Raw genomic sequence first — 25271 nt, 5'->3', positions numbered from 1 at the left:
TCCTTAATCGTTCACTGTTCATTTAGGGAGTGGATAGGTTTTATTTTTCACCCTCATTCTCTCCCGGCGCGGTGGCTCTAGTTCTTCTTTTGCCACCGTTCTCATCTTTAGTTAGTCTAAACTACAGAGATTGAAGATAGAGGGGCTGAAAGAATACTGAAGCATGGATAAAAAGCAACTCTCTGAACGCGACATTTGCACTAAATACATTACTCCTGCCTTAGAAGGTGCGGGATGGGATATCGAAACGCAAGTCCGAGAGGAATTTTCCATCACAAATGGACGCATCATTGTTCGCGGAAAACTGCACACACGCGCCAAGAATAAGCGTGCTGATTAAGTTCTTTTTTACAAGCCTAATATGCCGATCGCTTGTCTAGTAGTATCGTAATTTGGGGAATATTTAGAGGTTTAGACTTAAAATAATCGATATTTAGACTCAACATTTCAATCAAGCCGACATCATCTGATACACTAGCTTTTGTGCAGTGAGTAAAAAATAAATCCAAGCGTATCAACGGCTAGGTGTCTTTTAATACGATTTGTAGATTTGTAGAAACAAAACCCTTTCGACTCAATACTAGCGTTACAGGTATTTTTTACGGCTTGTGAGTCTATAATCATTAATGTAGTCCATTTGGCTTGTTTTTTACCTGCTCACGTACTTGACTATGTAATAGCCTCATCAGCTCTTCTATCACTCCCTGTGTTCGCCACTGCTTGTAATGCCAATATACAGTGGAATAGGGGGGGCAAATCTTTGGGTAGGTCTTGCCAATTGCAGCCATTCTTTAGTTGATAGAAAATTCCATCTAAGATTTCTCTTTTTGTCCAGTTACAAGGTCTAGTTAACTTCTTCCTGGGCAATATGTCATGTAGTATGGGTTCAATTATTTCCCATTCTGAATCCGTTAGACTGTTACAATAAGGCATGGCTGCTGCTGGATAATGCTTTTGCGGTTATCACAACCACGTAAAAGATGTCAAACGGGCTCTATAAGCAGTAATAACGAATTATCTTTCTAAAACGCCGGAATCTTAAACTTCGCCCCACACTTGGGACATTCCGATCGCACTTTTAACCAATCCTGATAGTGACATACTCCTACACCAACTGAGTACAGTATGGTGTAGGCTTCTGGGCGACTCCAGCTATTGCTTCGGACATTGACTGAGCTTTAAGAGCGGGATGACCCACCGCCCTATTTTTTATATTTATCGCAGCATTGTGATCGCGGTCAAGACTACATCCACAATGTAGGCAGTTATGCCATCTTTCATGCAGCTTTTTCGGTACTTTTTCACCACAACCAGAACAATCTTGTGAAGTATTATAGGCACTTACTGGGATTACCAACAGACCAGCATTTACGGCTTTGTTTGTTAGAATCGACAGAAAGCTTGACCACCCAGCGTCCAACACAGATTTAGCTAATTTTGTACGAGCAAGTCCTTTAACATTCAAGTCTTCAACTGCAACAACGTCATATTTTTTCAAGAGATTGTTAGCAGTTTTAAAATGAAAGTCTTTACGCTTGTCCGCTACTTTTTTGTGACATTTTCCCAGTTGTTTCACCGCTTTTTGCCTGCGGTTACTGCCTTTTTTACGTCGAGAGACTCGCTTTTGAATAATTCGCAGGCGCTTTTGAGCTTTGCGGTAATGTTGAGGAATTGCCACAGTCTCGTTTTCTGATGTTGTTAAAAAATCCTTCAGCCCAACATCAATTCCCACAATCTTTTGAGGATTGAAGTCTGGTTTAATATCCGGGACTGTTGAATCTTCTAAACTGAGAGTGACATAGTAACCGTCAGCTTTTTTGGTAATAGAGACGGTTTTGATTTTGAATCCATCAGGTATTGAACGGTGCAAAATAACCTTAACTTTTCCGAACATCCGCAAGTTAATTAAGTTATTTTGTAAGCAGCCGTCTTTAATTTGAGGATAGGTGAACGTGCGGTAACGACTGCGTTGTTTAAATCTTGGTCTACCACTACGCTTTCCATTTGTATCACCTTTTAAAAAACGATCGAACGTTACCTTAACTCGCTTGACTACATCTTGAAGGACTTGAGAATAAATATCGGCATACCAAGGATGAGTTTTTTTGAGTTGAGGTAACGTCTTTTTTTGACTATAATAATCGGGATTATCTCGCAGTTCAGGTAAATAGCAAATTAGCGGACACGCATTAACAGGCGAACGGTTTTCTTCGTACCAGTTAAATCGATCTGCCAACAAATAATTGTACTGTGCACATAACATTGACAACCATCTGTCAATCTCAGTGGCTTGCAACTTTGTTGGACGTAATCGATACTGGTAAGAAGTTTTCATTAAGCGGTGAATGTGTAATTTCAGTCGCGACTTATCAATTAGTATTAATATAGTTGAATGCGTTACTTTATGTCAAGTACGTAAATAAATATTTTATTTGCACACTCAGAGAGACTTCTATTATTAAGTATTAACTTTTATTACCCAATCTCAACTGGCTACAGAAATGGTTAAAAAGGTGTATTGAAAAAAGTCGAATAAAATAATTTGTTCGTCTAAAATAATTTGTTCGTCTCGTCATCCACCCGCCCACCGCTCAAAACATAGTTTTGAATTGGTTGACGGGTGGAATCAGGAGTCTCACCGCGTCTTTCATCCCACACGCTTGTCGAAGCGATTATAGTGTGGGGATTCCCGTCTGCTTAGCTAATGTCGTAAGCGAAGCAGACCGAAGGTATCGCCCCAACATCCCCAAATACCAAATCCGATCGCCCAGTAGGGACACGACACCACGCCGTGTCCTTAATCGTAACCTATCGGCGACAGCCTTCAGCGATCGCCCTTAACACCGCTAGCCGCACTTCAGGATGAGCTTTCTCAAGCCCATTAGCCCGAAAAATCCAGTGTCCGCTGCCCGCGTGCTCGATCGCAATCTTCTGTCCATCCGGCAAAACGATTTGCCACCAATTCAAAACAGTGGCTTTAATCAGTTGGCAATGAATCTCGCTCAATTGAGCCTCCATGAGTTTCAGTTGACGCATGATTGGATTTTGGGCAGATGACTTCATGATTTTTTTCCTTAAATAAATTGGATAGTTTCTCGGCTGGGATTTCAGTTTGCTTATTTTTCAGCTTAATTTCACTTTCTGAGCTTTTCGCTTTTACTTTACCTTCCGAACTTTTCGCCTTCACTTCCCTTGTACCACCTTTAGGCTCAATTTTCACTCCAAAACCTTTAGATTTAACTTTACCTTGAGCAGAAATTGAAGACTGTTCCGCTGCGGGCTTCTTAAACTCCGCGTCCAGTTGGTCTAAAATCTCCTCTTGTTCGGGAGTATGTTCCGCCGGCTGCTCCAAATTTTTGGGGTTGTATTCGTCAACCAGCCTCCCCAGAAATTCCGAAATTGACATTCCCGCAGCCGCTGCTTTTTTTGTTAAAAGGGCGTAGGTGTCGGTTTTGATCCGAATTTGTTTAAGCCGGAGGTTGGGATTATTGTCAACAGTTTCGGCTATAGTTACTGCGGTAATCCTTTCTTTTGGTATGACATCCACAACTTCTTGCCACTTTTCCTGTAAAGCGCAGTCGCCGTATTGGTCGGTTACTGCGTGTTTGAACAAGGGGACAACTTGAGCAACGCAGCTTGGCAAAATCTCAAATCCGGCTTTAATTAAGCGCAGGCAAATGGCAGCAGATTTGATAATTTGGGTGCAGTAAAAATACTGTCTGCCTAATGCTTGTTCGCAGTAACTTTTGAAAGTTTTGAACTTGTCTTTATACAATCGCAGTTTTCGGATCGCGTCCAGCATGATTCCTTGCCGCACGTAGTCGAGGAATCCCCTTTTTATTTCGCCTGTGAGGTAGTCTAAATCGTGAAAGGGAGATTGATTCTGGATTTCTTCTTCAAAGTCTAGCAGCGGGCCTGCAAAGTGAAAGTTGGAGGCGATATCGCCTAGGTAGAAATTTTCGGTAGATGTGGTCACGATCGGGAATGGGTGGAGAAAGGGAACGATAGCACGGAAGTTGGGCGATCGCAAAGTGGAATTTTTGGTCGGGTTCTTTGATACAATTTTGAGTTGGGTTGTGCTGTAGGTCGATCGACCTTTTACATCGCATCACCTCCGGGCGCGTTGAGGGAAAGGAGCTTGAGGTATGCACTCAAGCCCCGAAAATACTAAGGGTATGCAGGTGCACAATTAATAGAAACTACAAATAAGGCAGCTCGCTATAAACCAAAGCGTTTCCACCGTCCGGCTAAATGAGCCGCCTTTCTGTTGTCTCTACTTACACAATCATACTTGTAACTTTCTGGTCTGTCAACAAGTTTGCTTGTAAATTTTCCGTGATATGCCCAGAAATAAACAAACTCAAGAGTCCAAAGATATACCAGCACTGCAAATCTTGCGGGAGGCTGTTGGTTTATCGCAATCGGCCTTAGCAAAACAAATTCCCGACAAAACGGGCGCAAAAACCCTAAGTCAACAAGCAATCAGTAACTGGGAGCGAGGATTAGACGAACCCGAACTGACAATTGCTCAAATGAAAGCCCTTTGCAAAGCTCTCGGAAAAACGCTTAACGATTTACCCAACGATTTAGGGCCACCAAATCCTGAGTGATAACTAAAAAGTCCAAAAGGTCGATCGACCTTTCAACGCTCAATCTGTAATTTTCCCTCTCAGAGCCTTAATCTGCCCCCGCTTGGTTTTGCTGTCGAGACGCTTGCGCTGGGAACTACGAGTCGCTTTGCTCGGTTTGCGCCTTTTCGGGATGACGATCGCATTTTTAATCAACTCTTGCAGCCGTCTCAAAGCCTCCTCCCGGTTTTGTTCCTGGCTGCGGTGCTCCTGAGACTTAATCACAATCACGCCTTCGGAGGTGATGCGTTGGTCACTGATTTGCAATAAACGCTGTTTGTAGCGATCGGGCAATGAGGAAGCGCCGATGTCAAAGCGCAGGTGAATAGCCGTTGCTACCTTATTGACATTTTGCCCGCCCGCACCTTGGGAGCGAATGGCGCTAATCTCGATTTCGCGATCGGGAATAAAGACTGTGTTGGAAATTTCTAGCATGATTGGGCGGGCGATCGAGCAAGCTGTAGAGAAAATTTTGGTAACTGATCTCTAGAATAACTACTTTTTCTACCAATAGATAGTCGCTGCTGAGGGGGCAAACCAGTAAGTATGGAGAAGCAGAGAAGACAGGTTATCAAAACAGATGGCAGACACAAAGCTGAGCATAGTCATTACCAGCGCCGATTCTGAACTCGGACAAGTAACCGTCCGGCGGTTTGTAGCGCAGGGACACAAAGTAACGGGATTGACAGAGGAAAAAGATGGCGCAGCAGCGGTGCATTCCCACGGTGGAATCGCGGTAGAAACTGACCATTCCAATGCTGTGGAACTTAGGGATGCGATTCTGGCGGCAAATGCAGATGTGGTTGTTAACCTCACCCCGCAAAAGGCAAATACCCTGCTCAGCGACGGACAAGATTGGAAAGGATTTGATAAAACGCTTTCTACAACAACTGGTGCACTGCTGACAGCGGTAAAAGACACAAATATTAAGTTGCTAATTCACACTAGCTACACTTTTCTGTACGGCAACACGAGAGATGCGACGGAAAGCACACCGCTGAGTGTACCTGGTGATGACGCAATTTTCAAAATGGCGATCGCCACCGAAAACCAGGTAACAAACAGTCAGGTTCCCAATTGTGTATTGCGGCTGGGATACCTGTACGGGCCTGAATCGGAAGACCTAAAACTGTATATTAAATCCTTTAAACTGGGTCGTCCCTATTTTGCCGGGCCAGAGAGCAATTTGGGAAACTGGCTGCACTTTGAGGATGCGGCGGCGGCGTTGGTATTGGTAGTTGAACAGGAACCGAAGGGTGCAATTTTTAATGTTGTCGATGGTGTGCCGGTGTCTTTTGCTGATTTTATCGATCGATTCGCCTTCACGCTGGGTAGAAAACGCCCCGCGCACATTCCCATGTGGCTGACACCGCTAGCACTGGTGTTAGTTGTCACCCCTCAACAAGTCGATTTGTTAAAGCTTACTACTACTGTCAATAGCGATTCATTCCGCCAGCAGTTTGGGTGGAGTCCGCGCTATGTTAGCTACCAAGAAGGTTTACAGCAAACAGTTGATACGTGGGGAGCGAGTGCTAGTTGAATTGTTGGGATTTCAGGCAATTAGTTCGCGATGCAGAACTTCTATATGTCAATATGCTTCGGTTAGCGCTTTTTTGTGTCATTGCGAGGAACGAAGCAATCGCAGTATCTGTTTTTCACAGTTGACTAACTTTTAGTTATTGTAGGGTGCCCAGCGGGCTGAATGTTTTCTCACTTTACCGATCGTTTCGCCTGACGCACCCTATGAGCTGGCATACAAACAACCGATGTAGCCATTGCATATCCTGGTATATAAATTAGTTACAATGTTTAGATGTCAGGATGAATTCGATTAGTTTTTTTCTATCCCATAACTCTATGTCGTTAGATTCAGCCAGGTTGTAAGCGTTTTCTGTAAATCTGTTGTTGGTGATGACTCTGCCTTTATTTCCTTTGTAATGTCTGACGGCTCCTGCTACTTCTTGAACAGCTTTAATACCAACTGGATTTTTGCTTCTTTTCGCTTGAACCACAGTTTTTGATCCATCTTTGTATAAAATTAAATCAGCCCCATAATCTTGACTATCTTGAGTTAAAGTAACACCATAACCAAAGTTTCTAAAATGGACATCTAGAAATTTTTCAAACTCTTTTCCTGTCATTTCATCCACTTCCAGAATACCACTGTCTAATAAACGTTTGTTTTCCTCTTCTTCTCGACGTTTATTTTCCTCTTCTTCTTTCAATGTATCAAATACCGATTTCGCAATAGCACCGACAACGGCAGCGGCTCCTACTATAAAAGGCCACATAAAATTACTTTTTTTTAAAGGACTATTTATTATAGTACCAGATATCCTCAGTATAGTTGTCTACAAATATCACAAGCGCATTGTGATTTTAATTACTGATATAGCGTTTCTCAGAAAGATGAGGTATGCCGAGGTATGCTGCAACCCTTACATAGTCAAGCTTTTTAGGTAAGATTTGTACCTCACTAAAACGAGAAAGGCTATAATGTACGCAAACCATGAATTTATGAAAATAGGTAATAGGTGGAGGGATACAATCCATGATAACTGAAAATTCTGTCAGCAATGGGTGATACAATAGGCAACAGGCTCAACTACACATCGACCTATGCCATCATCAGGAGTTCAATACTTAATTATCAATGCCCTAGAAACTCTCGACTTGTTGAGATGGAGAATATATGATGAAGAAAAGGGCTTTTGGTACATCGAAACCCCTAGTCGAGTTTTACCAAGAGCTGCTATACTACAAAATGGCGAGATTGTTCGTATAGACGAGGTTGAAGACTATGACGAAACCGCATGATATCAGAAGAGAACAAGACCGGAGATTAGGAGAATTAATGGCGATCGCACGTCAGCGATTCCTCGATGCAGGCGGCGATCCTCGACACCCGCCATCAGGTATAAAAGGCGATGATTACATGACAGACGAAGAAAGACAAGAAGCACTGACGATCGCCAGATCGCTCTTTAACGACGAATATATTAAAAGCTATCTCGAAAACAAACGTCAAAACAATTTGCAACCCCAAATTAATTAGTAAGGTGCGCCGAAACGCACCCTACATCCAATTAGTCGGTATTACCGGTTTGCAGCGACTCTTGAGCAGCCTGCGTCCACTCAGAGTGGAAAAATTCGCCGCGCGGCTTGTCGGTGCGCTCGTAAGTGTGAGCCCCGAAATAATCGCGCTGAGCTTGCGTCAGGTTTTGCGGCAATCTTTCGCGCCGATAGCTGTCGAAGTAGTCCAGCGACGCGCTGAAGGCCGGTACAGCAATCCCCAGCAGGCTAGCCGTAGACAAAACCTCGCGCCAAGCTGTTTGGCGATCGAGAATGCTCTGTTTGAACTCCGGCGCTAACAGCAAATTCGGCAGGGCGGGATCGTCCTTGAAAGCTGTTTTAATCTTGTCCAAAAACCGAGCGCGAATGATACAGCCGCCTTTCCAAATTCGGGAAATTTCGCTCAAACTCAAGTCATAATTGTACGACTTAGAAGCCGCGCTCAACAGCGCCATGCCTTGTGCGTAGGAGCAAATCTTCGAGCAGTAAAGTGCATCGCGAACTTTGTTGACAAACTCTTTAGGATCGCCTTCGTACTTGGTGCTAGGCCCTGTCAGTTGGTGGGAAGCATTGACGCGCTCTGCTTTGTAAGAAGACATGATTCTGGCATTCACCGCAGCGATAATTGTGGGAATGCTCACGCCCAATTCCAAAGCACTCATTACAGTCCAGCGGCCGGTGCCTTTTTGACCCGCTGCGTCCATAATTACCTCAACTAAGGGTTGCTTAGTTTCCGGGTCAATGTACTTGAAAATGTTAGCGGTAATTTCAATCAAAAACGAGTTGAGTTCGTCGGTGGTATTCCATTCGGCAAAAACTTCCTGCAACTCCTGGCCGCTGAGTCCCGCCACGTTTTTCAGCAAATCGTAGGCTTCAGCAATTAATTGCATATCCCCGTACTCAATGCCGTTGTGAACCATCTTCACGTAGTGACCCGCGCCACCAGGGCCGATGAAAGTGACGCAGGGGCCGTCATCTACTTGAGCCGCAATTTTGACGAGAATTGGCTCTAGGATGCCATAAGCAGCGTGGGTGCCACCGGGCATGAGGCTAGCACCGTTGAGCGCGCCTTCTTCGCCGCCGCTGATGCCCATGCCAACAAATCCCAGTCCCATCGATTCTAAATCTTTGGTGCGGCGTTCGGTGTCGTCGTAGAGCGAGTTGCCGCCGTCAATAATCATGTCGCCCGGTGACAGCATGGGTTTGAGCTGGTCGATGACTGCATCTACGGGTTTGCCAGCTTGCACCATGACTAAGATGCGGCGCGGGGTTTCTAGGATATCGACAAATTCTGTCAGAGTCTTGGCGGCGACAATGTTTTTGCCGGGGGCGCGTTTGGCCATGAATTCGTCGGTTTTAGCTGTTGTGCGGTTGTACACAGCCACGGAGAAGCCTCTGCTTTCGACGTTGAGGGCTAGGTTTTCGCCCATTACGGCTAGACCGATTAAACCAAAATTTTGCTTTGTCATAAAAATACTGGGTAAGTGGGAAACTCAGAGCCTTGTCAACCTGAGAAAGAATTTACTCTTTGTGGAACAGGCCCGAAAGCTTGTTAACCGAGCTTGATGCAAGATGTCGGTTTAAGTGTACTTTTATATTCAAAAAATTGATGTTTGCTAAATCAGTAGGGTTTTTTTAAGATTTAAGAGATATTAATGACAAGGACAGGTGATGATAAGGCAGGTATTATGCCGATCGCAGTAACGATAGATACAAACACGGACATTTTGAGGAAAATTTAGGAGACTGTTGTAATTATGGAAGATTTACAGTATCTTGCGGCCTGGGTGAAGGAGCAACACGCTCGCGAGTATATTTTAACTTGGCTGCTGAGTCAACAGGGGCTGTGGTGGTCGGATGGGGACATTTATCAGGCGGTTTTGCAAAAGTCGGGAAAGCTTTTGAAGGCTTATGTTCAAAAAAGGCAGGCGGGAGAGTTATTTGAGGGAATTTCTGAGAAGTTGGTGGGAGATGAAAATTGGGATGATTTGGTGGTGAGTTTGGGGCGAATTGTTGCTGTGTATCAGGAGGAATTGGTGAAGTTGCAAGAGCGTGATATGCGGGGAGATGCGCTAAAAAAAAAGTTAATTAGCCAACCTGTAAGTGGAGATTCTCTGTCGGTGTTGGAGGTGCAGCAAGCTTTGCCTGATCCTTATGCGGATACGCTGACTGGGAGATAATTGGCCATTAGTCAACAGTCATTAGTCATTAGTCAAATGACTAAATATAGCTGCTAGCTTGACGGGTGAACATGGAGCAGTAAATTCCGTTGGATGCGATCAATTCGTTGTGGGTTCCGATTTCGGCTATTTTACCATTTTCCATCACCGCGATGCGATCGGCAATTTTGGCCAATCCCAACCTGTGGCTGATCACAATCGTGGTTTTTCCGACGGCGATTTGGCGGAATATGCTGTAAATTTCGTGTTCTGTCTTGGGATCGAGGGCGGCGGTTGGTTCGTCAAAAATTAGGACTTCGGCGGTAGAAAGCCGCATGAGGGCGCGGGCGATCGCAATTCTTTGCCACTGTCCCCCCGATAAGTCGATACCGTCTTCTAATTGTTTCCCTAACGGTGTTTCTAAACCTTTCTCTAAACTGTTGACTTTGGCTGCGATTCCTGATTCGGAAATTGCTTGATTAATTGCGATGTCATCCGACAGGGAAAGCAAGTCGCCGAAACCGACGTTTTCTCGTACTGTCGAGGGGAAGCGGGCGTAATCTTGCATAACGACGGCTATGCGCGATCGCACGTATGCTAGAGAGTACGATCGCAAATCTTGACCGTTCCAGGCGATCGTACCACTTGTCGGGTCGTACAGGCGGCCGAGGAGTTTGCCGAGAGTCGTTTTACCCGCGCCATTTTCCCCCACAAGCACGAGCATTTCACCAGGATTAATCGTTAAGTTGATATCTGTAACTGTGTTTTTAGTGCTACCAGGATAGCCAAAAGATAAATCCTTAATTTCGATGCCAATTTTATCTTTTCTCACCTCAACATCTTGGCTGCTATCCGGCAAATTTGGCAAGCGAGATGCTACATTTACCAGCGGAGACTGCAATTCTGGCTTCAGATCCAACAGTTGAAAAATCGGACTGACACCGAGGCTAATATCGTACAAGTTAGTGTAACTATTAATCAATAATTCTAAACTGTTTTCTACTTGGACAATCAAACCCGAATATAGGGCTAAATCTCCCAAAGTATAGCGCCCGCCCAAAGCTCCCATTACTACATAAACAAAGGGTAAAGCTACTCCAACTCTACTAAAAATCGACCACAATAGTACAATAATTGATGCTTTTTTTCGGATTGCCTGCATTTCACTAAAAAACTGCACGAACTGACTTTGCCAGCGTTTTAGCCAAAGTTCCTGCAACCCAAACAAACGCAATTCTTTAGCGTATTCTTCCCCAGTTAATACTCTAGCTGACAAATTCATTTCGCGACTAATTTTAGCTTGCTTTTTTTGAACTCTCCAAATAATTCTGGTATATTTTCTTTCGATGTAAATTGAGGGAAGTGATGAAACTAACATCAACACTGGCACCCACCAAGCTATAGCAGCAGCAAGGCTGACAGATGGAATAAAAATAAAAATTCCCGTGATTGTCATGCTGATGCTGAATGCTAGTTGCTGTATTCGGGATACTCCGGTTTTTGCGAGTTCTACAATATTTAATAATTCCGGGTTTTCAAACAGGGCGATATCGTCGAAATTGGCGACTTTTTCGAGAACTTTTCCTTCAACTGCACCTTGAAGGCGATCGCGCAAAGATGTTATAGTAAAGGAACTCATGGTTTCGATGGAATCGCCGATTAATTTGAGACTTAAGACTCCGGCAACACTCCACAGCAATATTGGATGATCAAGCATCAAAGTTAAGGGCTGTGCTGTTTTGGGTTGCGACAGCAACCGAGAGACTTCATCAATGATTAATTTATTTAAAAATAGGACACCAGATGGAGCAGCACCGCGGATGATATTGAGTATTATTAAGTTGCGGAGTTCAATTGGTGCGGCTTTGACTATCAGGCCCAGGCTGCGCCGCAAAGCTTGGAATGTGGTAATTTGGATAAGTTGCATAGTTCGATAGTAGTTTGTGATGACATAAGTTCTATTTATTTCTGCTTAAGTTTCCCAGGTTGGTTGAAAATTTACGATCGCATTCATCGCTCGTTTTAAACTGGGAGAATTAGTCTGTGCTGATGCAGCTTGCCAATTTTGATTGACAAACTGGATGAGTTGACCGTTGTAGTCTTTACCAATTTTTGCGGTACTATTACGATCGGGGACGATGGCATCCCGCAGATTTCGCTTCTTTGACTTTTTAGCCAGATTGATTAAAAGTTGCTTGGGATCGGGAATTCGATCCGCGTCAACAGGAATCAAGTCTACTGAAATACCCAGAAATTCGGCAAATGCTGCTCGATGTGCCAGCAACCATACTTCCACTTCTTTAACCGCAATCCGAAACAGCAGATTAGGATGTTTTGGTTGAGTTAGCCACTCGGAAAGAATTACTAGCGGACATTCTGCATTATCCAAATCTGTTAATACTAAGTATGGCATTCCTTTGGCTGCATGATTTAATCCAGGAAGGTTCTTTTTTATTTTGCCATATCCTCTCTGGTTAAAGCAATTTCCCACAGAAAATGGACGTTGAGACTGTTTGAGCATTTGTTTAATAACTGCTTCGCTGAGTGCATCCTCAAACACTAGATTGATAGGAATATCTGGAATCTCCATTATTTGAATAAACTGAGTTGTTCGATCGCGGGTGGTGCTGTGAGAGGAAGTGCAGCATCAGCTATGCTTAAACCTCCTTCTAGTAGCAGTTTTATTTGTTCGTTACTTGAAGCAAGTTTTACCTGAGTTCCTTCAGAAGTCGGTGTCATCAGTAGCACTTCTTCGCCTCCAATACCTTTGTCTGAGAGCAAATCTGCACTATGGGTACTCAGAATAACCTGTCGCTTTCTCGGACGCTGAAGGCGATAAATTAAAGACGGTAGATTGCTAACAATTGCAGAATTCAAGGAAAGTTCTGGTTCTTCTAATAACAATAATGAATCGCTTTCTAATAGCGACCATAGCAAACCAATTAATCGTAAAGTTCCGTCTGAAAATTGATCTTCTCGTTGTTTTCCCGCTCCGGGCCGCCAATGTTCGTAAACAGCTTCTAAATGAGGCACTCCCATTTCATCTTTGGTATCAGTGAGATTTTTTAATTGTGGGACAGCCAATTTTAAAGCATTTTCAATTTTTTTTAATCGCGATCTTCGCGTTTTTTCGGGAGTTTTCACAACGCGCTCTAAAAAAGTTCTCCCAAAAGGATCTTCCGCAAGTCCGGGAATAGCATAAGCTTCGGGATGGCGCACTAACTGAGGAATTAAATGTAAATATAAAATTGAATCTAAAAATTTAGCAATTTCTCTAAATTCTGCATTGGCATTAATTTGCTCTAAATAAGTTTGGGTGAGACGTAGCTCATCGCTGTCATCTTCAGAAGTAGGGCGATCGATAATTTGTCTATCGCCTTTCCAAACTCGTTCGTAGGCAACAATCGGCTCATTTTTACCACCTTTTCTCTGTTTAATTCCCAGTTCATACCTCCATAATGGGTGTTGGGAATTAGATTCTGAAAGCTGAATTGCTATTTCTACATCTGGATACCGACGTGCGTAAAGACTGCGAATTTTTGAAACGCCACCTCGATCGATCGCAGCTTTTTGCAATCCGCCTCCTGCTTTGGCGAGATCCCGCAAAAAGCGGAATGAATCGAGAAAGTTTGACTTACCGCAAGCATTCGGGCCTACCAGAAAAACGCGATCGCGCAAATCAACATTTACTGACTGAAAATTGCGCCAATTTTTCAGAGCTATATGGGAGATAATCATATCGATCGAATTTCCACGCTCGCAATTTTGCCTATTTTTAATGATGCGATCGCCCTTTCCATCTCAAATCCTACCAAAACGAGCGATCGCCCTGAATAAATCCCACTGTAGCATAAACCATGCGAGCGAAAACTATCCAAATGTCAAGCGCCGCACCCTACCATCATCGGTAAATTGCTGTTCCCCAATCCCAACAACTTCTACCGTAACTTCGCGCTCTAAAATCGCAAATTCTCCCTCCCGCGCGGCAATTTCAACAATGGTTTTATCCCCTTCCAAATACACTTGATAATTAGTCGTAGCCCAGACACCTTGTTCATGCTCAAAACTGTGTCCGTCGTCCTCATAAAGCGTCCATTCACCAGTTCCGGGCCAAATTCGCATTTTTAATGAATCGATCGCCTCTTCGCTCACAAATTGACGCAGGGGCGCTAACGCAATTATCCCCCCGCCCCGCACATAAAGCGGCATTCTCTCCAAAGGTGCATCAGCCAAAATGTGCGTCGGGCCGTGATAGCATTCGCCAGTCCACCAATCAAACCAAGTCCCCTCCGGCAAATATACGGCGCGATGCTCAACTCCAGGCCGGTAAACGGGTGCAGCCATCAACGACGGGCCGAGTAATACTTGATCGTAAAGGTGATAAGTTGCCCGATCGCGCGGAAAGTGATAAAGTAACGGTCGTAAAATCGGCGTACCCGCAGTCGCAGCTTCCCAAAACAAGGTGTAAATGTAGGGCAACAACTGATAGCGTAAATTGATGTATTCGCGACAAATTTTCTCAGTGCGATCGCCAAAAACCCACGGTTCATGCTGCGCCGTACTCATGGCAGAATGACCGCGCATAAAGGGATACAGCATCCCCACCTGCATCCACCGCGCGAACATTTCGGCGGTTGCATTCCCCGCAAAACCGCCGATGTCGCAGCCCACAAACGCCACGCCGGAAAGCCCCATATTGCAAAGCATCGGTAAGGACATTTCTAAGTGCTCCCACTGCGATTGATTGTCGCCCATCCACACGGAAGAGTAACGCTGTACGCCCGCAAATCCCGATCGCGTTAGCACAAAAGATCGATCACCGGATCGGACTTTTCGCAACCCATCCGCACAAGCTTTCGCCATCATCAAACCGTACAAATTATGCGTTTCGGCGTGAGTCGCGCGATCGCACTCCGGGCCCTGCGGCGCATCCAGGGGAAAAAAGATGTGTTCGCCGCCGTCGCCAAAAGGCCTTTCGGCGATCGCAGGTTCGTTCATGTCGTTCCAAATCCCCGCAACTCCAATCTCTGTCAGGGTTTGGTGCAACTCGCCCCACCATTCGCGCACCTCCGGTTTCATGAAGTCGGGAAACACCGATTTGTCCGGCCAAACGTAACCGTGGAAAAGCTTTCCCTCGGCGGTGCGGACGAAATAGTCGTTTTCCACACCGCGATCGAATATTTCATAATTTGCTTCCGGTTCGTACTTGACACCGGGATCGATAATCGTCACCACCTTGAAACCGGCTGCTTTCAAGTCTGCGATCAGTTTCGCGGGATCGGGAAAACGTTCAGGGCTCCAGGTAAAAACGCGGTAGCCGCGCATATAGTCGATGTCGAGGTGGATCACATCGCAGGGAATCGCCCGATCGCGAAATTCCCTGGCTAACTCCCGCACAATGTCCTCTGATTCGTAGCTCCAGCGGCATTGGTGGTATCCTAACGCCCATTTTGGCGGCATTGGCATCCGCCCGGTTAACTGCGTGTAGGTGGCTAAAATTTGGGCGGGTTCCGGGCCGTAGATGATGTAGTAGTCGAGTTCCGGGCCTCTGGTTTCCATCCGCAAAACGCCCAGTTGTTCGGCGCCGATGTCGAATTGACTCCAGAATGTGGTGTTGAAAAACAGGCCGTAAGCGCGATCGGGATTTAGGGCGATGTAAAATGCGATCGCCTGGTACATTTCATCTGTCTGCGAATTGTAGTCGAGGGCGTCGGTTGTCCAGTTTGTCTTGACTTCGGAGAGTTTGTCGAGAAAGCCGGTGCGTTGGCCGAAACCGTAGAAGTGCTCGTCTGCTTCGATGCGCTTCCAGCCTGCGGTTGCACCGGCGCGCCATCCCATCGCGCGATCGCAGTCGCTAGCAAAGGGTTTTCCCGATTTGTCAAAGCATTCAACTGAGGGGCGAGATAGCTTGACAGAAATTAATATTTGTGCTGTTTCTATTTCGATTTTTTCGTCGGTTTCTCGCACTTCAAACGGTACAATTTCCCACTCTTCGTCAGGGAGAGTTATTGAGTGCGATCGGCTTTTGAATTCACCCATCGGGGACATTCGCACTCGGACTAAATTCGGTGCGAGGATGCTGATATTTAGGGAAGTTTCGCCGCAGTTGAAGTGAATTGTGCGATCATCAATTTTATTGATCGATTGTACGGAGTCGATCGTTGACCAAGGCTGTTCTGTGGTTTGGAGTTTTCCGAAGTATTGCGGCATGGTAGTTTTAGGTTTTGCTTTCTAACTATGATGGCAGTGTAGAGGTAAAAATCCGCTCTCTCTTAGGTTAGAAGCGGTAATGGCAAATGCCACAAACAGCTCGATTTCTTGTGATACTAACAACCTGTATGAGGAAAATACTTATGACCGCTTTGCGCCTCGGTAGTACCAAATTCGGGAACGTCCGGTTGCCGATCAATAATCATTTCTAACTGGGGCATAACTGCGATCGCAACTTCTGCTTCGCTCCCGTAGAGTTTTTGGGGAATTTGAAACTTATCGGAAATATCTTGATCGGCTAGGGGGAAAGATTCGATTTTAGCGGCAGTTTCTAGCTGCTGGAGGCATTTTTGTAAGTCCGCTGCGTGTCGCACTTTGATATCGTTTGACAGTTGACAGTTGACAGTTGACAGTTGACAGTTGACAGCTTGAGGGCGACCTCTACCTAGAAGGAAGAGGATTGGAGTAATGAATAGTCTGATTTTAATTTCTCCCCGATCAGGGTTCCGGCTTTAAACCAATTCTTTATGGTAAATCCTGGCTGCGATGGACGACGAAATAATTGAAGAAACCTCAAGTCATGGTTAAGGGTTTAATTTTTGCGGTGGGCTTCTAGCCGGAACGGGCTGTCCGGTTGATTCCACAATACCTGATTTTTTAGTTGCACAGGCAAGAAAGCCTGCGTTATAACAGTTTATTCCGAATCATCCAAAAATTCAGATTAAACCTGCTCTTTTGCAGGCGGAACCAAACCAGTTTTATTCAAACCAGCATCAATCTCCCTCAGCAATTTAAAATCGTCTTCTGGTAAAGCATTAACAGGCGAGTGTTTTTCCAGAAACGAGAATGCTTGCCGAAATTCGCGCGGCTTGCAGTCGATCGCACTATCGAAGTGACAAGGTACAATCCTGTCAAAGTCCCAACTCGCGACTTGATCCACCCAATCGAGAGTTTCCCGTGGCGCGCGGTTGAGAATCAAAGTCTGCAACACCGGCGCTACCAACAACCGCCCTCCACCCCGCAAAGCCTCGAACGATCGCACCCAATCTGTTTTCCACTGGAACGGATACAACCCGAAATAAGCTTTACGAGAGCGTTCTGGCGCTTTGAGTGCGCTGGCCAACACCCCCGACCACGGCGGCACTTCCAGCACGCTGGGGCGAAAATACATGGCAAATAAGGCGATTCTCTGCCATCCTTTGCACCGATTTTCGTGGGTATCTGCCACCACGTCGGAGGCGCAGTCTTTGGCGTGAAATAGCAGCGGGTACGAGTCGAATTGGACGATCGCGGGCGGGTTTTCGGGAATGGAAACGACGCAATCTGTTAACATCAGTGTGCGCGATCGCCTGTGAAATAACGCAACTTCCGCAAAGAAACCTAAACCGAGGTCGATCGGGCCCAGGATTGCCCAGTCAAATTGATCTGCAAGAGCTGTGTTGCTGCTGTCAGAAGGCAGTACAGACGTGCGTTTGGCCGGTAAACCCAGCCAACTCAGCGGCAAATTCAGCGGAAAACTCCACTGCTTGGGAGTGACAAACACCTGGGCTTGGGGAAAACACCTCGCAAAGGGGCCGACAAATACCTTGTGCTCGATGCCGGAAACCGTTGTCAGCAAGATATACTTAACTTCGCCGTGCTCTGCAACTAACTCGTTTACTAAGCGGATGCACTCAGGAGTCGGTGCCACGGGGGCGTAGACGAGAAGGCCTTGGGATTCTAGTTTAATTACTGTCATCCGAATTGGCACAATTACGTAGAAAATGCCTTGTAGTTGGTCAAAAGTCCAGATTGTGTCCTTGACTATTTCCTTGCGGATGGTGCGCCGCCTGCTGTATGGATAGATTGGGACGATCGGCCAAAAGGGCCATGAGTAGTCCCGATGGTCAATCTGTGCTGATGTTGGTGTGCCTTCGCCCTCTGCCACTCCGAGACTCCTTGCCGATTTTTTGTACGTGCGTGCGATCGAACTTTTGTTATCTTATTTCAATCTTGTGGCGCAGATTAGCGATCCTCTTCGAGGGCTTCGCTAACGGGCTTTTGAAATACTCAAGCAAGAATTACCTATGGGGGTGAGAAACCCGGTTTCTACGAGTTTTGGGTTTATTAACGAGAAATATGGGAATAAACCGGGTTTTTGAGGTCAAAGTGCGATCGAGCTTATCAAACCAACTGTTCAGGATCGATACCTAATTCCCGCAACCGCGCCGCCAGTCTTTCCTCTCGCTGTTGAGATGCTAGAACTTGCTGTTGAGATGCTATCAGTTGCTGTTGATATTCTATCAGTTGCCGTTCCGCCGCCGTCGCCCTTTCACCCGGACTCAAAATCAACCTTCCTTCCGCCGTAAACCACCGCAACCACAAACGATTCATACTCTTATAAGTACCTTGCCACCAACCTAAACTCAACTGCAACTCAGGAATAAATAAGCGTCCATCCATTAATTGTGCAGGTTCATAGTGACCACCTACAAGATGAAAAGCTCGCAATTCATCCGTATAGCGACTGAACACAAAATAGTAAGGAATCCGCAAAATTTGTTCATAAACTTGCCACTTAGTCGGCGGTTCCCCAGCTTGCTGAACAGTTCGCCCCAAATCTTCATCCTCAGTTCCCGGCGATAGCAATTCCACCACCACAAACGGATTTACCCGTTCTTGCCAAACTACATAACTCAACCGCATATCGCGCCCTTGATAAAGCCTGGGCACACCCACCGCAGCAAACCAATCCGGGCGTTTATGCCAGCGCGGCTCTGTTGCATCGTAATATAAATTTAAGTCACTGGCTGTAAATACTTGCTCGGCATCCCATCCAGGCGGCAAAAACGTGAATTCCAAGAGTTGCGGCTGATCTAAATGAAATGTATCAGGCAAACCGGGCTCCTTTGGGTCTTCGCTAGGTAAATCATACATTGTTGGCAAACTCTGCCGCGGGTCGAGAGGCGGTTCAGCTTGAGCAGGCGGGTAAGTCGGGAATGTCATAATGAATTCTGAGGTTGCTTATCCTGATATGATTATAGCCTTGTGAGAATGTCTTGCATTGCCAAAGAATTCTCATTAACTCTCAATCTCAGATCTCAAATCAAAACTTCTAAATCGATATGACTCAAAACTATCGCATCACTCTTTTACCAGGAGACGGCATCGGCCCTGAAATTATCGCTGTGGCGGTAGATGTCCTGAAACTTGTCGGCACACAATTGGACATCGGCTTTGAATTTCAAACAGCTTTAATGGGCGGCGCTGCTATTGATGCCACAGGCAATCCGCTACCAGAAGAAACTCTGGAAAAATGCCGCAACAGCGATGCCATATTATTAGCAGCCATCGGCGGTTACAAGTGGGACAATTTGCCCCGCGAACAACGCCCGGAAACGGGATTATTAGGACTGCGCGCCGGATTGGGATTGTTCGCAAATTTGCGTCCTGCGACTATTTTACCCCAATTAGTTGATGCTTCTAGTTTGAAACGGGAAGTTGTCGAAGGCGTGGATATTATGGTAATCCGTGAACTCACAGGCGGCATTTATTTCGGCAAACCCAAAGGTATTTTTGAGACGGAAACAGGCGAAAAGCGCGGTGTCAACACGATGGCTTACACCGACTCTGAAATTGACCGCATCGGGCGCGTGGCTTTTGAGACTGCCAGGAAGCGCGGGAAAAGGCTGTGTTCCGTGGATAAGGCGAATGTTTTGGACGTTTCGCAACTGTGGCGCGATCGCATAATTGCCCTTTCTTCAGAATACCCTGATGTTGAACTTTCTCACCTCTACGTTGACAACGCAGCCATGCAGTTAATTCGCTGGCCGAAACAGTTCGATACGATTGTCACCGGCAATTTATTCGGCGACATTCTTTCCGATGCGGCGGCGATGCTAACTGGTAGTATTGGAATGCTGCCTTCTGCTAGTTTGGGAGCAAATGGGCCAGGAGTTTTCGAGCCCGTGCACGGTTCGGCACCGGATATCGCCGGACAAGATAAAGCTAATCCCATCGCCCAAGTTTTAAGCGCCGCCATGATGCTGCGCTACGGCTTAAATCAGCCAGAAGCTGCTGATAAAATTGAGCAAGCAGTTATCGAAGTTTTGGATCTAGGTTATCGCACTGGCGATATTATGTCGGAAGGCATGAAAATGGTCGGTTGTCGAGCGATGGGCGATGCTTTAATTGAAGTTTTGCAAAGTTGATCTAATTGGCTCGTAGGGGCGGGTTCACCAACCATATATGCCGAAAATCCATCATTTCGTAAACCCGCCCCCACCCATCAAAAATAAAAATGTACCATTAATTAATTGGATAAAATGTTGATGTAAATCAGCGAAGAAGGGCGGGTTTATGAGATTGTTTGTGGGTTTCATAGATATCGATGAACCCGCCCCTACAGGAATTGGGGTTTAACCTTCCGCTGTCAACATATTAAATTGCTCGCTATCAATGCGATTTGCTTGATACAAAATTTGAGCTATTTCCGAAAGTGCTAGCACAGAATGTGCACGATAACCATTAGCTTGTAATTTATCTTTGACACCCTGTTCATGGTCAATCAAAACCACAATATCTTCCACATTCAATCCCGCAGATTTTAACTTGCCCGCACCTTCCATCACACTCTTACCGCTAATCAAAATATCATCGACTACGACAATAGTTTCTCCAGCTTGAAAATGCCCCTCAATTAACTTACCCGCGCCGTAATTTTTCACTTCCTTGCGCGGGAAAATCATCGGGCGTTCCATCCGCAATGCTAAACCGGTTGCTGTGGGTAAAGAACCGTAGGGAATTCCCGCAATGCGATCGAATTTTAAATCCTTGAGAATGTCTGCATAAGCGCTGACAATCTGATGGAAAATTTGCGGAATAGAAATGATTTTGCGTAAGTCGATGTAATATGGAAATACGGCGCCCGATGCTTGTACGTGGTCGCCAAAAACTACGCAGCCGATGTCATAAAGTTGCAAGATTAAATCGCGGTTAGGTTCCGGTTGCAAAAAGCAAACATCGGGCAACCACAATTCGCAAGTGGGACTTCCTGCGATCGCGCGCAGCCTCTCTTTATTGATATTATCCCGTAATTTCTCAATTTCTTGGCGCGCATCTTTCCCCGCCAATAAACTTGGGGGGACTGGCAGCAATAAACCTTCACCATTCTTGCTTAAACCGGCCGCCAGCAGTTGTGTGAGGTCGTTTTCTTCTGTGATATCATTTTCTTCGGCGATGTCTCCTTCGACTAAAATTAACCGTTCTGGAGCAGTTTTGCGGATGCGGGCCAACATATCCGGCATTACTCCTACTTCTAAACCAACTTTTTCAGGAGTTCCCCAAGTTTTAGAAATGCGGACTAATTGCAAGTAGAAAGGGTTTTCTGGTGTTGGGTATTCTTGGAAAATGGCGGCGGAGGGATTGGCAGTGGCGCACAGGACAAAAACTGTTTTGCCGGGATATAATAAAAATGGCGCTACTTGATCGAATCCGGCATAGGGACTTAAAGTCACAGCGTCAACTTGCCAATCTTCAAATACGGTTTGGGCAAATACTGTACTGGTGTTTAAATCGCAGTGTTTGGCATCTAAAATTACTGGAATGTGAGGAGGAATAATTGTTAAAATTTGTTGCAGCAATTCCAGGCCGGGAATGCCGAGAGATTGATAAAAACCGAGGGTGATTTTGCAGGCACAAATTAAATCGGCTGTTTGGTCGATCGCACTTTTGAGCCTTTTCAACAAATCAGTGACAAAACTTTGAGTTTCCTCAGCCGTCATCGAAACCAGCGGGGGCAAGGTTTCTGGGTCGGGGTCGAGGGCTAAATAAAGCAGACTTTGATTACCTTCAACAGCCGCTAACAGTTTATCAAAAAAGTTGGTGCGATCGCTCATAGTTGGTTTGGTAGGTAACGAAAATTACAAATTTGCATCTGAAAGTGGGATTGGTGTTGTGCCGGAAAAACCCGATCCCCGTTGAAGTTTCAATTAAGAATCTTTTCTAATTGTAGAAGGTAAAGACCATGAAATCTGTAACTTTAGGAGCAGTTTCATTTGGACTGATATTCGGGTTGGCTACAGTGGTGATTGCAGCGAACCCCCAGCAAATCAACCAGTTGTTGCAAACTAACCAATGTCCGGGATGCGATTTGAGAAGCATTCCCCTGCTGCAAGCGAGTTTAGCAAATGCCAATTTGCAAGGGGCAGATTTGAGAGGTGCAAATCTTCGCGAAGCTAATTTATCCGGGGCAAATTTGAGCAGGGCTGCCCTCGGCGGGGCTTCTTTGCGGCAAGCTAATTTAGCAGGCGCTGATTTGACTGAAGCTAATTTAATCGGGGCAGATTTGACGGGGGCGAATTTGGATAATGCTCAAGTGAAAGGGGCTACTTGGATTGACGGTAGTATTAAATAAGCTGTACTGTATTTAAATTTAACTTTTGGGCGGGCTAGAAGCCCACCCCACAAGAGTTAAAATAAAATCAGTGTAGAATAAATAGAAGCAGAAGCTAAAGCAATATTGGCTTGAAAATGTGGACAGTAAGTAAATCCATCTAATTAAACGTGAAATACGGATAGCTAAAAAGCTTGCTGTGTATGTCTTTTACCTCCTTATTCCTTATTCCTTATTCCTTCTTCTTAATGAATGATAAATTCGATCGACTTTTCGACTTGGGACGAGTTGCTACAACGCTACGTTGACGATTTTGGTCGCGTCAATTACAAAGGCTGGAAAGCTGAGGGGGCGGAGGTTTTGAGGGCGTGGCTGGAAAGTTTGGCTGATGTGGATTTGGCGGATTGTACAGATGCGGATGCGCGACTGGCGTTGTGGCTGAATGCGTACAATGCGATCGCAATTTCTCAAGTTCTGGAAGTATATCCGATCGCGTCGATCCGTCCCAAAGTTTTGGGAATTCCCAACTGGCTGAGTTTTTTGGATTTTTTCACTCGTTCAAATTCGATTATTGGCGGCAAAAAGTACAGTCTCAATCAAATCGAACACGCAATTTTGCGGCCGGAATTTGCGGAACCGCGCATCCATTTTGCATTAGTTTGCGCTTCAGTCGGGTGCCCGCTGCTGCGCCGGGGGGCTTATTTCCCGGAGTCGGTACGGACTCAACTAGAAGCGGATGCGAGCCGTTTTATTCACAATCCTAATAAGGTGCGATATGATGCCGAGAAAAAGACGCTTTATTTGAGCAAGATTTTTAAGTGGTACGAGGAGGATTTTGTAAAGGCGGCGGGTTCGGTGGCTGAGTATGTGGGCGGTTATTTGGGGCCGGAGGCGGCTGTGGGTGATGGATGGGCGATCGTTTTTTTGCCTTATGACTGGAATTTGAATCGGGTTGATGGATAAAATTTGCGCCTAGGGATAGGTGTTTTTTTGAGGGGGTAATTTTTTTAGTCTGTCGTTACCCCTTCAAATTGCCAGATTCAACAGGGCGATCTGATGACTCCGAGGCAACGGGGCGATCGACTCTCACGGCTGGCACGGTTGCACGGCTGGCACTGGCAAGCTGGCAATTAGTGGGTTTATTTATGCTTAATTTCAATACTTTTAACATACATAAGAACATACTTGTTAATTAAAATTAAACCCACCACAATTATAATGCAGCGGATTTTGTCTAATGTTTTATTAGCGATAAAGGCTATTGGATATTACGATTAATTCTTTGGAATGGTGTGACATAACTTTTATTAGCTCTGACCCAGCAGCGAGTGCTACTCATAGAATGACTACCTATCCATATCCAAGGTTTTCCCCGTCTGTCAAGAAAAATTCCTACAGCTTCAAATCTTTCACCAGTTGGCATAATGCTATCAACAGGTAAATCTATCATATCTATTAGGTTAGTTTGATTAGTCCTATTTTGACACCGAACATTCAAACCTTCAGGATCTACGACTTCCCAAACAAAAGGCATTACTCCACTATTTCCGTTAACAATTTGGTAGTCTCCATTTTTGTCAGCCGCCGGATATGGCAAGGGGTTTTGAACTTGGAGCAATGGGGTAGCGATGCTTTCATCAGAAAAAGAAGGTATAAAAACTCCAGCACTGAATATTAGACCAATCACAAGATTTTTGAACATAAGATTGTCTGTCAACTCATAAATTCTATTTACATATAGTTGTATCGTAGTTGCGATAAGTTTGCACAGATATCCAGTAGTAGACGTTTGAAGCTCTAAATTAGAAAATTACTCTATCCTGATTTAGTGGCGCTGCTTTCACGTCTTAGGCTGGGAAATATGAAGTCCGCGCCTAGAATTCAAAAGGATTACGCCTATGTTAGGGTAAAAGAAATACAGTATCAGCTTTATGCAACTGGCTCTTGTTAACAATGATCGTGTTGAAGCTTCCCCCGGTACTCGGGGGTTATGTCCAATTTGCGGTTCTGAAATGATTGCGAAGTGTGGTCCAAGAATCCTGCATCATTGGGCACATTATCGACCAAGGAACTGTGATCCTTGGTGGGAAAATGAAACTCCCTGGCACCGAGACTGGAAAAATCTTTTCCCGATAGAATGTCGCGAAGTTTCTCACATTGCCCCTGATGGGGAAATACACAGAGCGGATATAAAAACACCGACTGGAATTGTGATTGAAGTACAGCATTCATCAATAACTGATGCTGAAAGGACTTCGCGTGAACAATTTTATCAGAACCTCGTATGGGTAGTTGACGGCTCTGGCTTCCACGAGAACTTCGGCATTTACCACAAATTGCCAACCCCCAACTCCGAAATTGCCAAAGATTTGATTTGGGACAAAAGAGAACACTCCTCCAAGCGCCGTAATTATCCTCCATTCAAGGATGATGCTAATCGTGGGTACTTCTTTCGGCTATCGGAAGCGCAAAAAGAGAACCCCACTATAACCAAGGCTGAAGTTCGATCTGGTTGGGTCCATAGTATTCGCGAGATCCAGGATCAAGTCGATCAATCCTATGAAGGTCATCACCAATACGATTGGGTGCGTCCTCGTAAAACATGGCTGGATGCTCAATGCCCAGTGTACATAGATTTTGGTTATGACTATTTAGTAAAACTCGAAATCTACGACGAATCTGGTCTTGAGTGTATTCGCTACGTGTTAAAACGCAAATTTGTTCATGATGTAATGGTAGAGACTGATGCAAGTGCAATCGCCACTTGATTCTACCCGCTGCCAAAAAACGTCTCTTAAAATAGTGATGCAGTAGACTGTTGCAATTCTT

Annotated in this window: 25 protein-coding genes; 9 read left to right on the top strand and 16 right to left on the bottom strand. The window is 45.3% G+C overall.

The window, feature by feature from the left end; translation table 11 throughout:
* Positions 1-163 precede the first annotated feature (163 nt).
* A complete protein-coding gene (locus K4039_RS17860) occupies positions 164-340 on the top strand; it encodes a hypothetical protein (RefSeq protein ID WP_265237061.1) in 177 nt (58 codons plus the stop codon).
* Between the two features lie 329 nt (positions 341-669).
* Here K4039_RS17860 and K4039_RS29965 read toward each other — a convergent pair whose 3' ends face one another.
* From K4039_RS29965 to K4039_RS17845, 4 genes are all read right to left on the bottom strand, one after another.
* Positions 670-933, bottom strand: coding sequence for a transposase (locus tag K4039_RS29965; RefSeq protein ID WP_375339812.1), 264 nt, complete (start codon positions 931-933; stop codon positions 670-672).
* Between the two features lie 172 nt (positions 934-1105).
* Positions 1106-2335, bottom strand: a complete 1230-nt coding sequence (locus tag K4039_RS17855; protein ID WP_265237060.1) for a transposase — start codon at positions 2333-2335, stop codon at positions 1106-1108.
* A 473-nt stretch (positions 2336-2808) separates the two neighbouring features.
* Positions 2809-3036 carry a hypothetical protein gene (locus tag K4039_RS17850; RefSeq protein ID WP_265237059.1) on the bottom strand — a complete coding sequence of 76 codons (228 nt, stop codon included), beginning with the start codon at positions 3034-3036 and terminating at the stop codon, positions 2809-2811.
* A complete protein-coding gene (locus tag K4039_RS17845; protein ID WP_265237058.1) occupies positions 2978-3976 on the bottom strand; it encodes a hypothetical protein in 999 nt (332 codons plus the stop codon). Before K4039_RS17845 ends, K4039_RS17850 begins: the two co-directional genes overlap by 59 nt.
* A gap of 364 nt (positions 3977-4340) precedes the next feature.
* Here K4039_RS17845 and K4039_RS17840 point away from each other — a divergent pair, with 364 nt between their 5' ends.
* On the top strand, positions 4341-4610 hold the full coding sequence (locus K4039_RS17840; RefSeq protein WP_265237057.1) for a helix-turn-helix transcriptional regulator: 270 nt from the start codon (positions 4341-4343) through the stop codon (positions 4608-4610).
* A 39-nt stretch (positions 4611-4649) separates the two neighbouring features.
* Here K4039_RS17840 and arfB read toward each other — a convergent pair whose 3' ends face one another.
* A complete protein-coding gene (gene arfB, locus K4039_RS17835) occupies positions 4650-5063 on the bottom strand; it encodes an alternative ribosome rescue aminoacyl-tRNA hydrolase ArfB (RefSeq protein WP_265237056.1) in 414 nt (137 codons plus the stop codon).
* Positions 5064-5208: 145 nt separating this feature from the next.
* Between arfB and K4039_RS17830 the strand changes: the two genes are divergently transcribed.
* Positions 5209-6168 (top strand): NAD(P)-dependent oxidoreductase, encoded by a 960-nt coding sequence (locus tag K4039_RS17830; RefSeq protein ID WP_265237054.1) that lies wholly within the window; start codon positions 5209-5211, stop codon positions 6166-6168.
* 256 nt (positions 6169-6424) lie between these two features.
* Here K4039_RS17830 and K4039_RS17825 read toward each other — a convergent pair whose 3' ends face one another.
* Positions 6425-6919: a restriction endonuclease gene (locus tag K4039_RS17825; RefSeq protein ID WP_265237052.1), complete on the bottom strand. Its 495-nt coding sequence runs from the start codon at positions 6917-6919 to the stop codon at positions 6425-6427.
* Between the two features lie 509 nt (positions 6920-7428).
* Between K4039_RS17825 and K4039_RS17820 the strand changes: the two genes are divergently transcribed.
* Entirely contained in the window at positions 7429-7683 is a 255-nt protein-coding gene (locus tag K4039_RS17820; protein WP_265237050.1) for a hypothetical protein, read from the top strand.
* A gap of 31 nt (positions 7684-7714) precedes the next feature.
* Here the strand turns inward: K4039_RS17820 and gnd are convergent, their stop codons facing one another.
* Entirely contained in the window at positions 7715-9169 is a 1455-nt protein-coding gene (gnd, locus tag K4039_RS17815; RefSeq protein ID WP_265237048.1) for a decarboxylating NADP(+)-dependent phosphogluconate dehydrogenase, read from the bottom strand.
* 288 nt (positions 9170-9457) lie between these two features.
* Here gnd and K4039_RS17810 point away from each other — a divergent pair, with 288 nt between their 5' ends.
* A complete protein-coding gene (locus tag K4039_RS17810) occupies positions 9458-9880 on the top strand; it encodes a hypothetical protein (protein ID WP_265237046.1) in 423 nt (140 codons plus the stop codon).
* Between the two features lie 40 nt (positions 9881-9920).
* Here K4039_RS17810 and K4039_RS17805 read toward each other — a convergent pair whose 3' ends face one another.
* The 7 genes from K4039_RS17805 to K4039_RS17775 all read right to left on the bottom strand — a co-directional run bounded on the left by K4039_RS17805 (position 9921) and on the right by K4039_RS17775 (position 19054).
* A complete protein-coding gene (locus K4039_RS17805; protein ID WP_265237044.1) occupies positions 9921-11786 on the bottom strand; it encodes an ABC transporter ATP-binding protein in 1866 nt (621 codons plus the stop codon).
* A 45-nt stretch (positions 11787-11831) separates the two neighbouring features.
* Positions 11832-12449 carry a hypothetical protein gene (locus tag K4039_RS17800; protein WP_265237042.1) on the bottom strand — a complete coding sequence of 206 codons (618 nt, stop codon included), beginning with the start codon at positions 12447-12449 and terminating at the stop codon, positions 11832-11834.
* Positions 12449-13597 carry an AAA family ATPase gene (locus K4039_RS17795; protein WP_265237040.1) on the bottom strand — a complete coding sequence of 383 codons (1149 nt, stop codon included), beginning with the start codon at positions 13595-13597 and terminating at the stop codon, positions 12449-12451. The genes K4039_RS17800 and K4039_RS17795 overlap by 1 nt, the downstream gene beginning before the upstream one ends.
* Positions 13598-13729: 132 nt before the next feature.
* Entirely contained in the window at positions 13730-16069 is a 2340-nt protein-coding gene (locus tag K4039_RS17790) for a glycoside hydrolase family 31 protein (RefSeq protein ID WP_265237039.1), read from the bottom strand.
* Positions 16070-16185: 116 nt separating this feature from the next.
* Positions 16186-16443 carry a hypothetical protein gene (locus K4039_RS17785; protein WP_265237037.1) on the bottom strand — a complete coding sequence of 86 codons (258 nt, stop codon included), beginning with the start codon at positions 16441-16443 and terminating at the stop codon, positions 16186-16188.
* Between the two features lie 347 nt (positions 16444-16790).
* On the bottom strand, positions 16791-17996 hold the full coding sequence (locus K4039_RS17780) for a DUF4336 domain-containing protein (protein ID WP_265237035.1): 1206 nt from the start codon (positions 17994-17996) through the stop codon (positions 16791-16793).
* Positions 17997-18232: 236 nt separating this feature from the next.
* The gene (locus tag K4039_RS17775) at positions 18233-19054 is read right to left on the bottom strand and encodes a Uma2 family endonuclease (RefSeq protein ID WP_265237033.1); all 822 of its coding nucleotides are present in this window, start codon (positions 19052-19054) and stop codon (positions 18233-18235) included.
* Between the two features lie 119 nt (positions 19055-19173).
* On the opposite strand from K4039_RS17775, the gene leuB reads away from it, so the two are divergent.
* The gene (gene leuB / locus K4039_RS17770; protein ID WP_265237031.1) at positions 19174-20259 is read left to right on the top strand and encodes a 3-isopropylmalate dehydrogenase; all 1086 of its coding nucleotides are present in this window, start codon (positions 19174-19176) and stop codon (positions 20257-20259) included.
* Between the two features lie 207 nt (positions 20260-20466).
* Here leuB and K4039_RS17765 read toward each other — a convergent pair whose 3' ends face one another.
* Positions 20467-21945, bottom strand: a complete 1479-nt coding sequence (locus K4039_RS17765; protein ID WP_265237030.1) for a bifunctional orotidine-5'-phosphate decarboxylase/orotate phosphoribosyltransferase — start codon at positions 21943-21945, stop codon at positions 20467-20469.
* Positions 21946-22073: 128 nt separating this feature from the next.
* Here K4039_RS17765 and K4039_RS17760 point away from each other — a divergent pair, with 128 nt between their 5' ends.
* Both K4039_RS17760 and K4039_RS17755 read left to right on the top strand, forming a co-directional pair.
* Positions 22074-22463, top strand: a complete 390-nt coding sequence (locus K4039_RS17760) for a pentapeptide repeat-containing protein (protein WP_265237028.1) — start codon at positions 22074-22076, stop codon at positions 22461-22463.
* A gap of 231 nt (positions 22464-22694) precedes the next feature.
* Positions 22695-23405 carry a DUF547 domain-containing protein gene (locus K4039_RS17755; protein ID WP_265237026.1) on the top strand — a complete coding sequence of 237 codons (711 nt, stop codon included), beginning with the start codon at positions 22695-22697 and terminating at the stop codon, positions 23403-23405.
* 295 nt (positions 23406-23700) lie between these two features.
* Here the strand turns inward: K4039_RS17755 and K4039_RS17750 are convergent, their stop codons facing one another.
* Entirely contained in the window at positions 23701-24159 is a 459-nt protein-coding gene (locus K4039_RS17750; RefSeq protein WP_265237025.1) for a hypothetical protein, read from the bottom strand.
* A gap of 214 nt (positions 24160-24373) precedes the next feature.
* Here K4039_RS17750 and K4039_RS17745 point away from each other — a divergent pair, with 214 nt between their 5' ends.
* On the top strand, positions 24374-25210 hold the full coding sequence (locus tag K4039_RS17745) for a competence protein CoiA (RefSeq protein ID WP_265237023.1): 837 nt from the start codon (positions 24374-24376) through the stop codon (positions 25208-25210).
* Positions 25211-25271: the final 61 nt, after the last annotated feature.

The organism is Lyngbya sp. CCAP 1446/10, assembly GCF_026130175.1.
In the GTDB taxonomy this organism is placed as follows: domain Bacteria; phylum Cyanobacteriota; class Cyanobacteriia; order Cyanobacteriales; family Microcoleaceae; genus Microcoleus.
The sequence above is the reverse complement of the archived record's forward strand: the minus strand, read 5'-3'. Positions and strand labels throughout refer to the sequence as shown.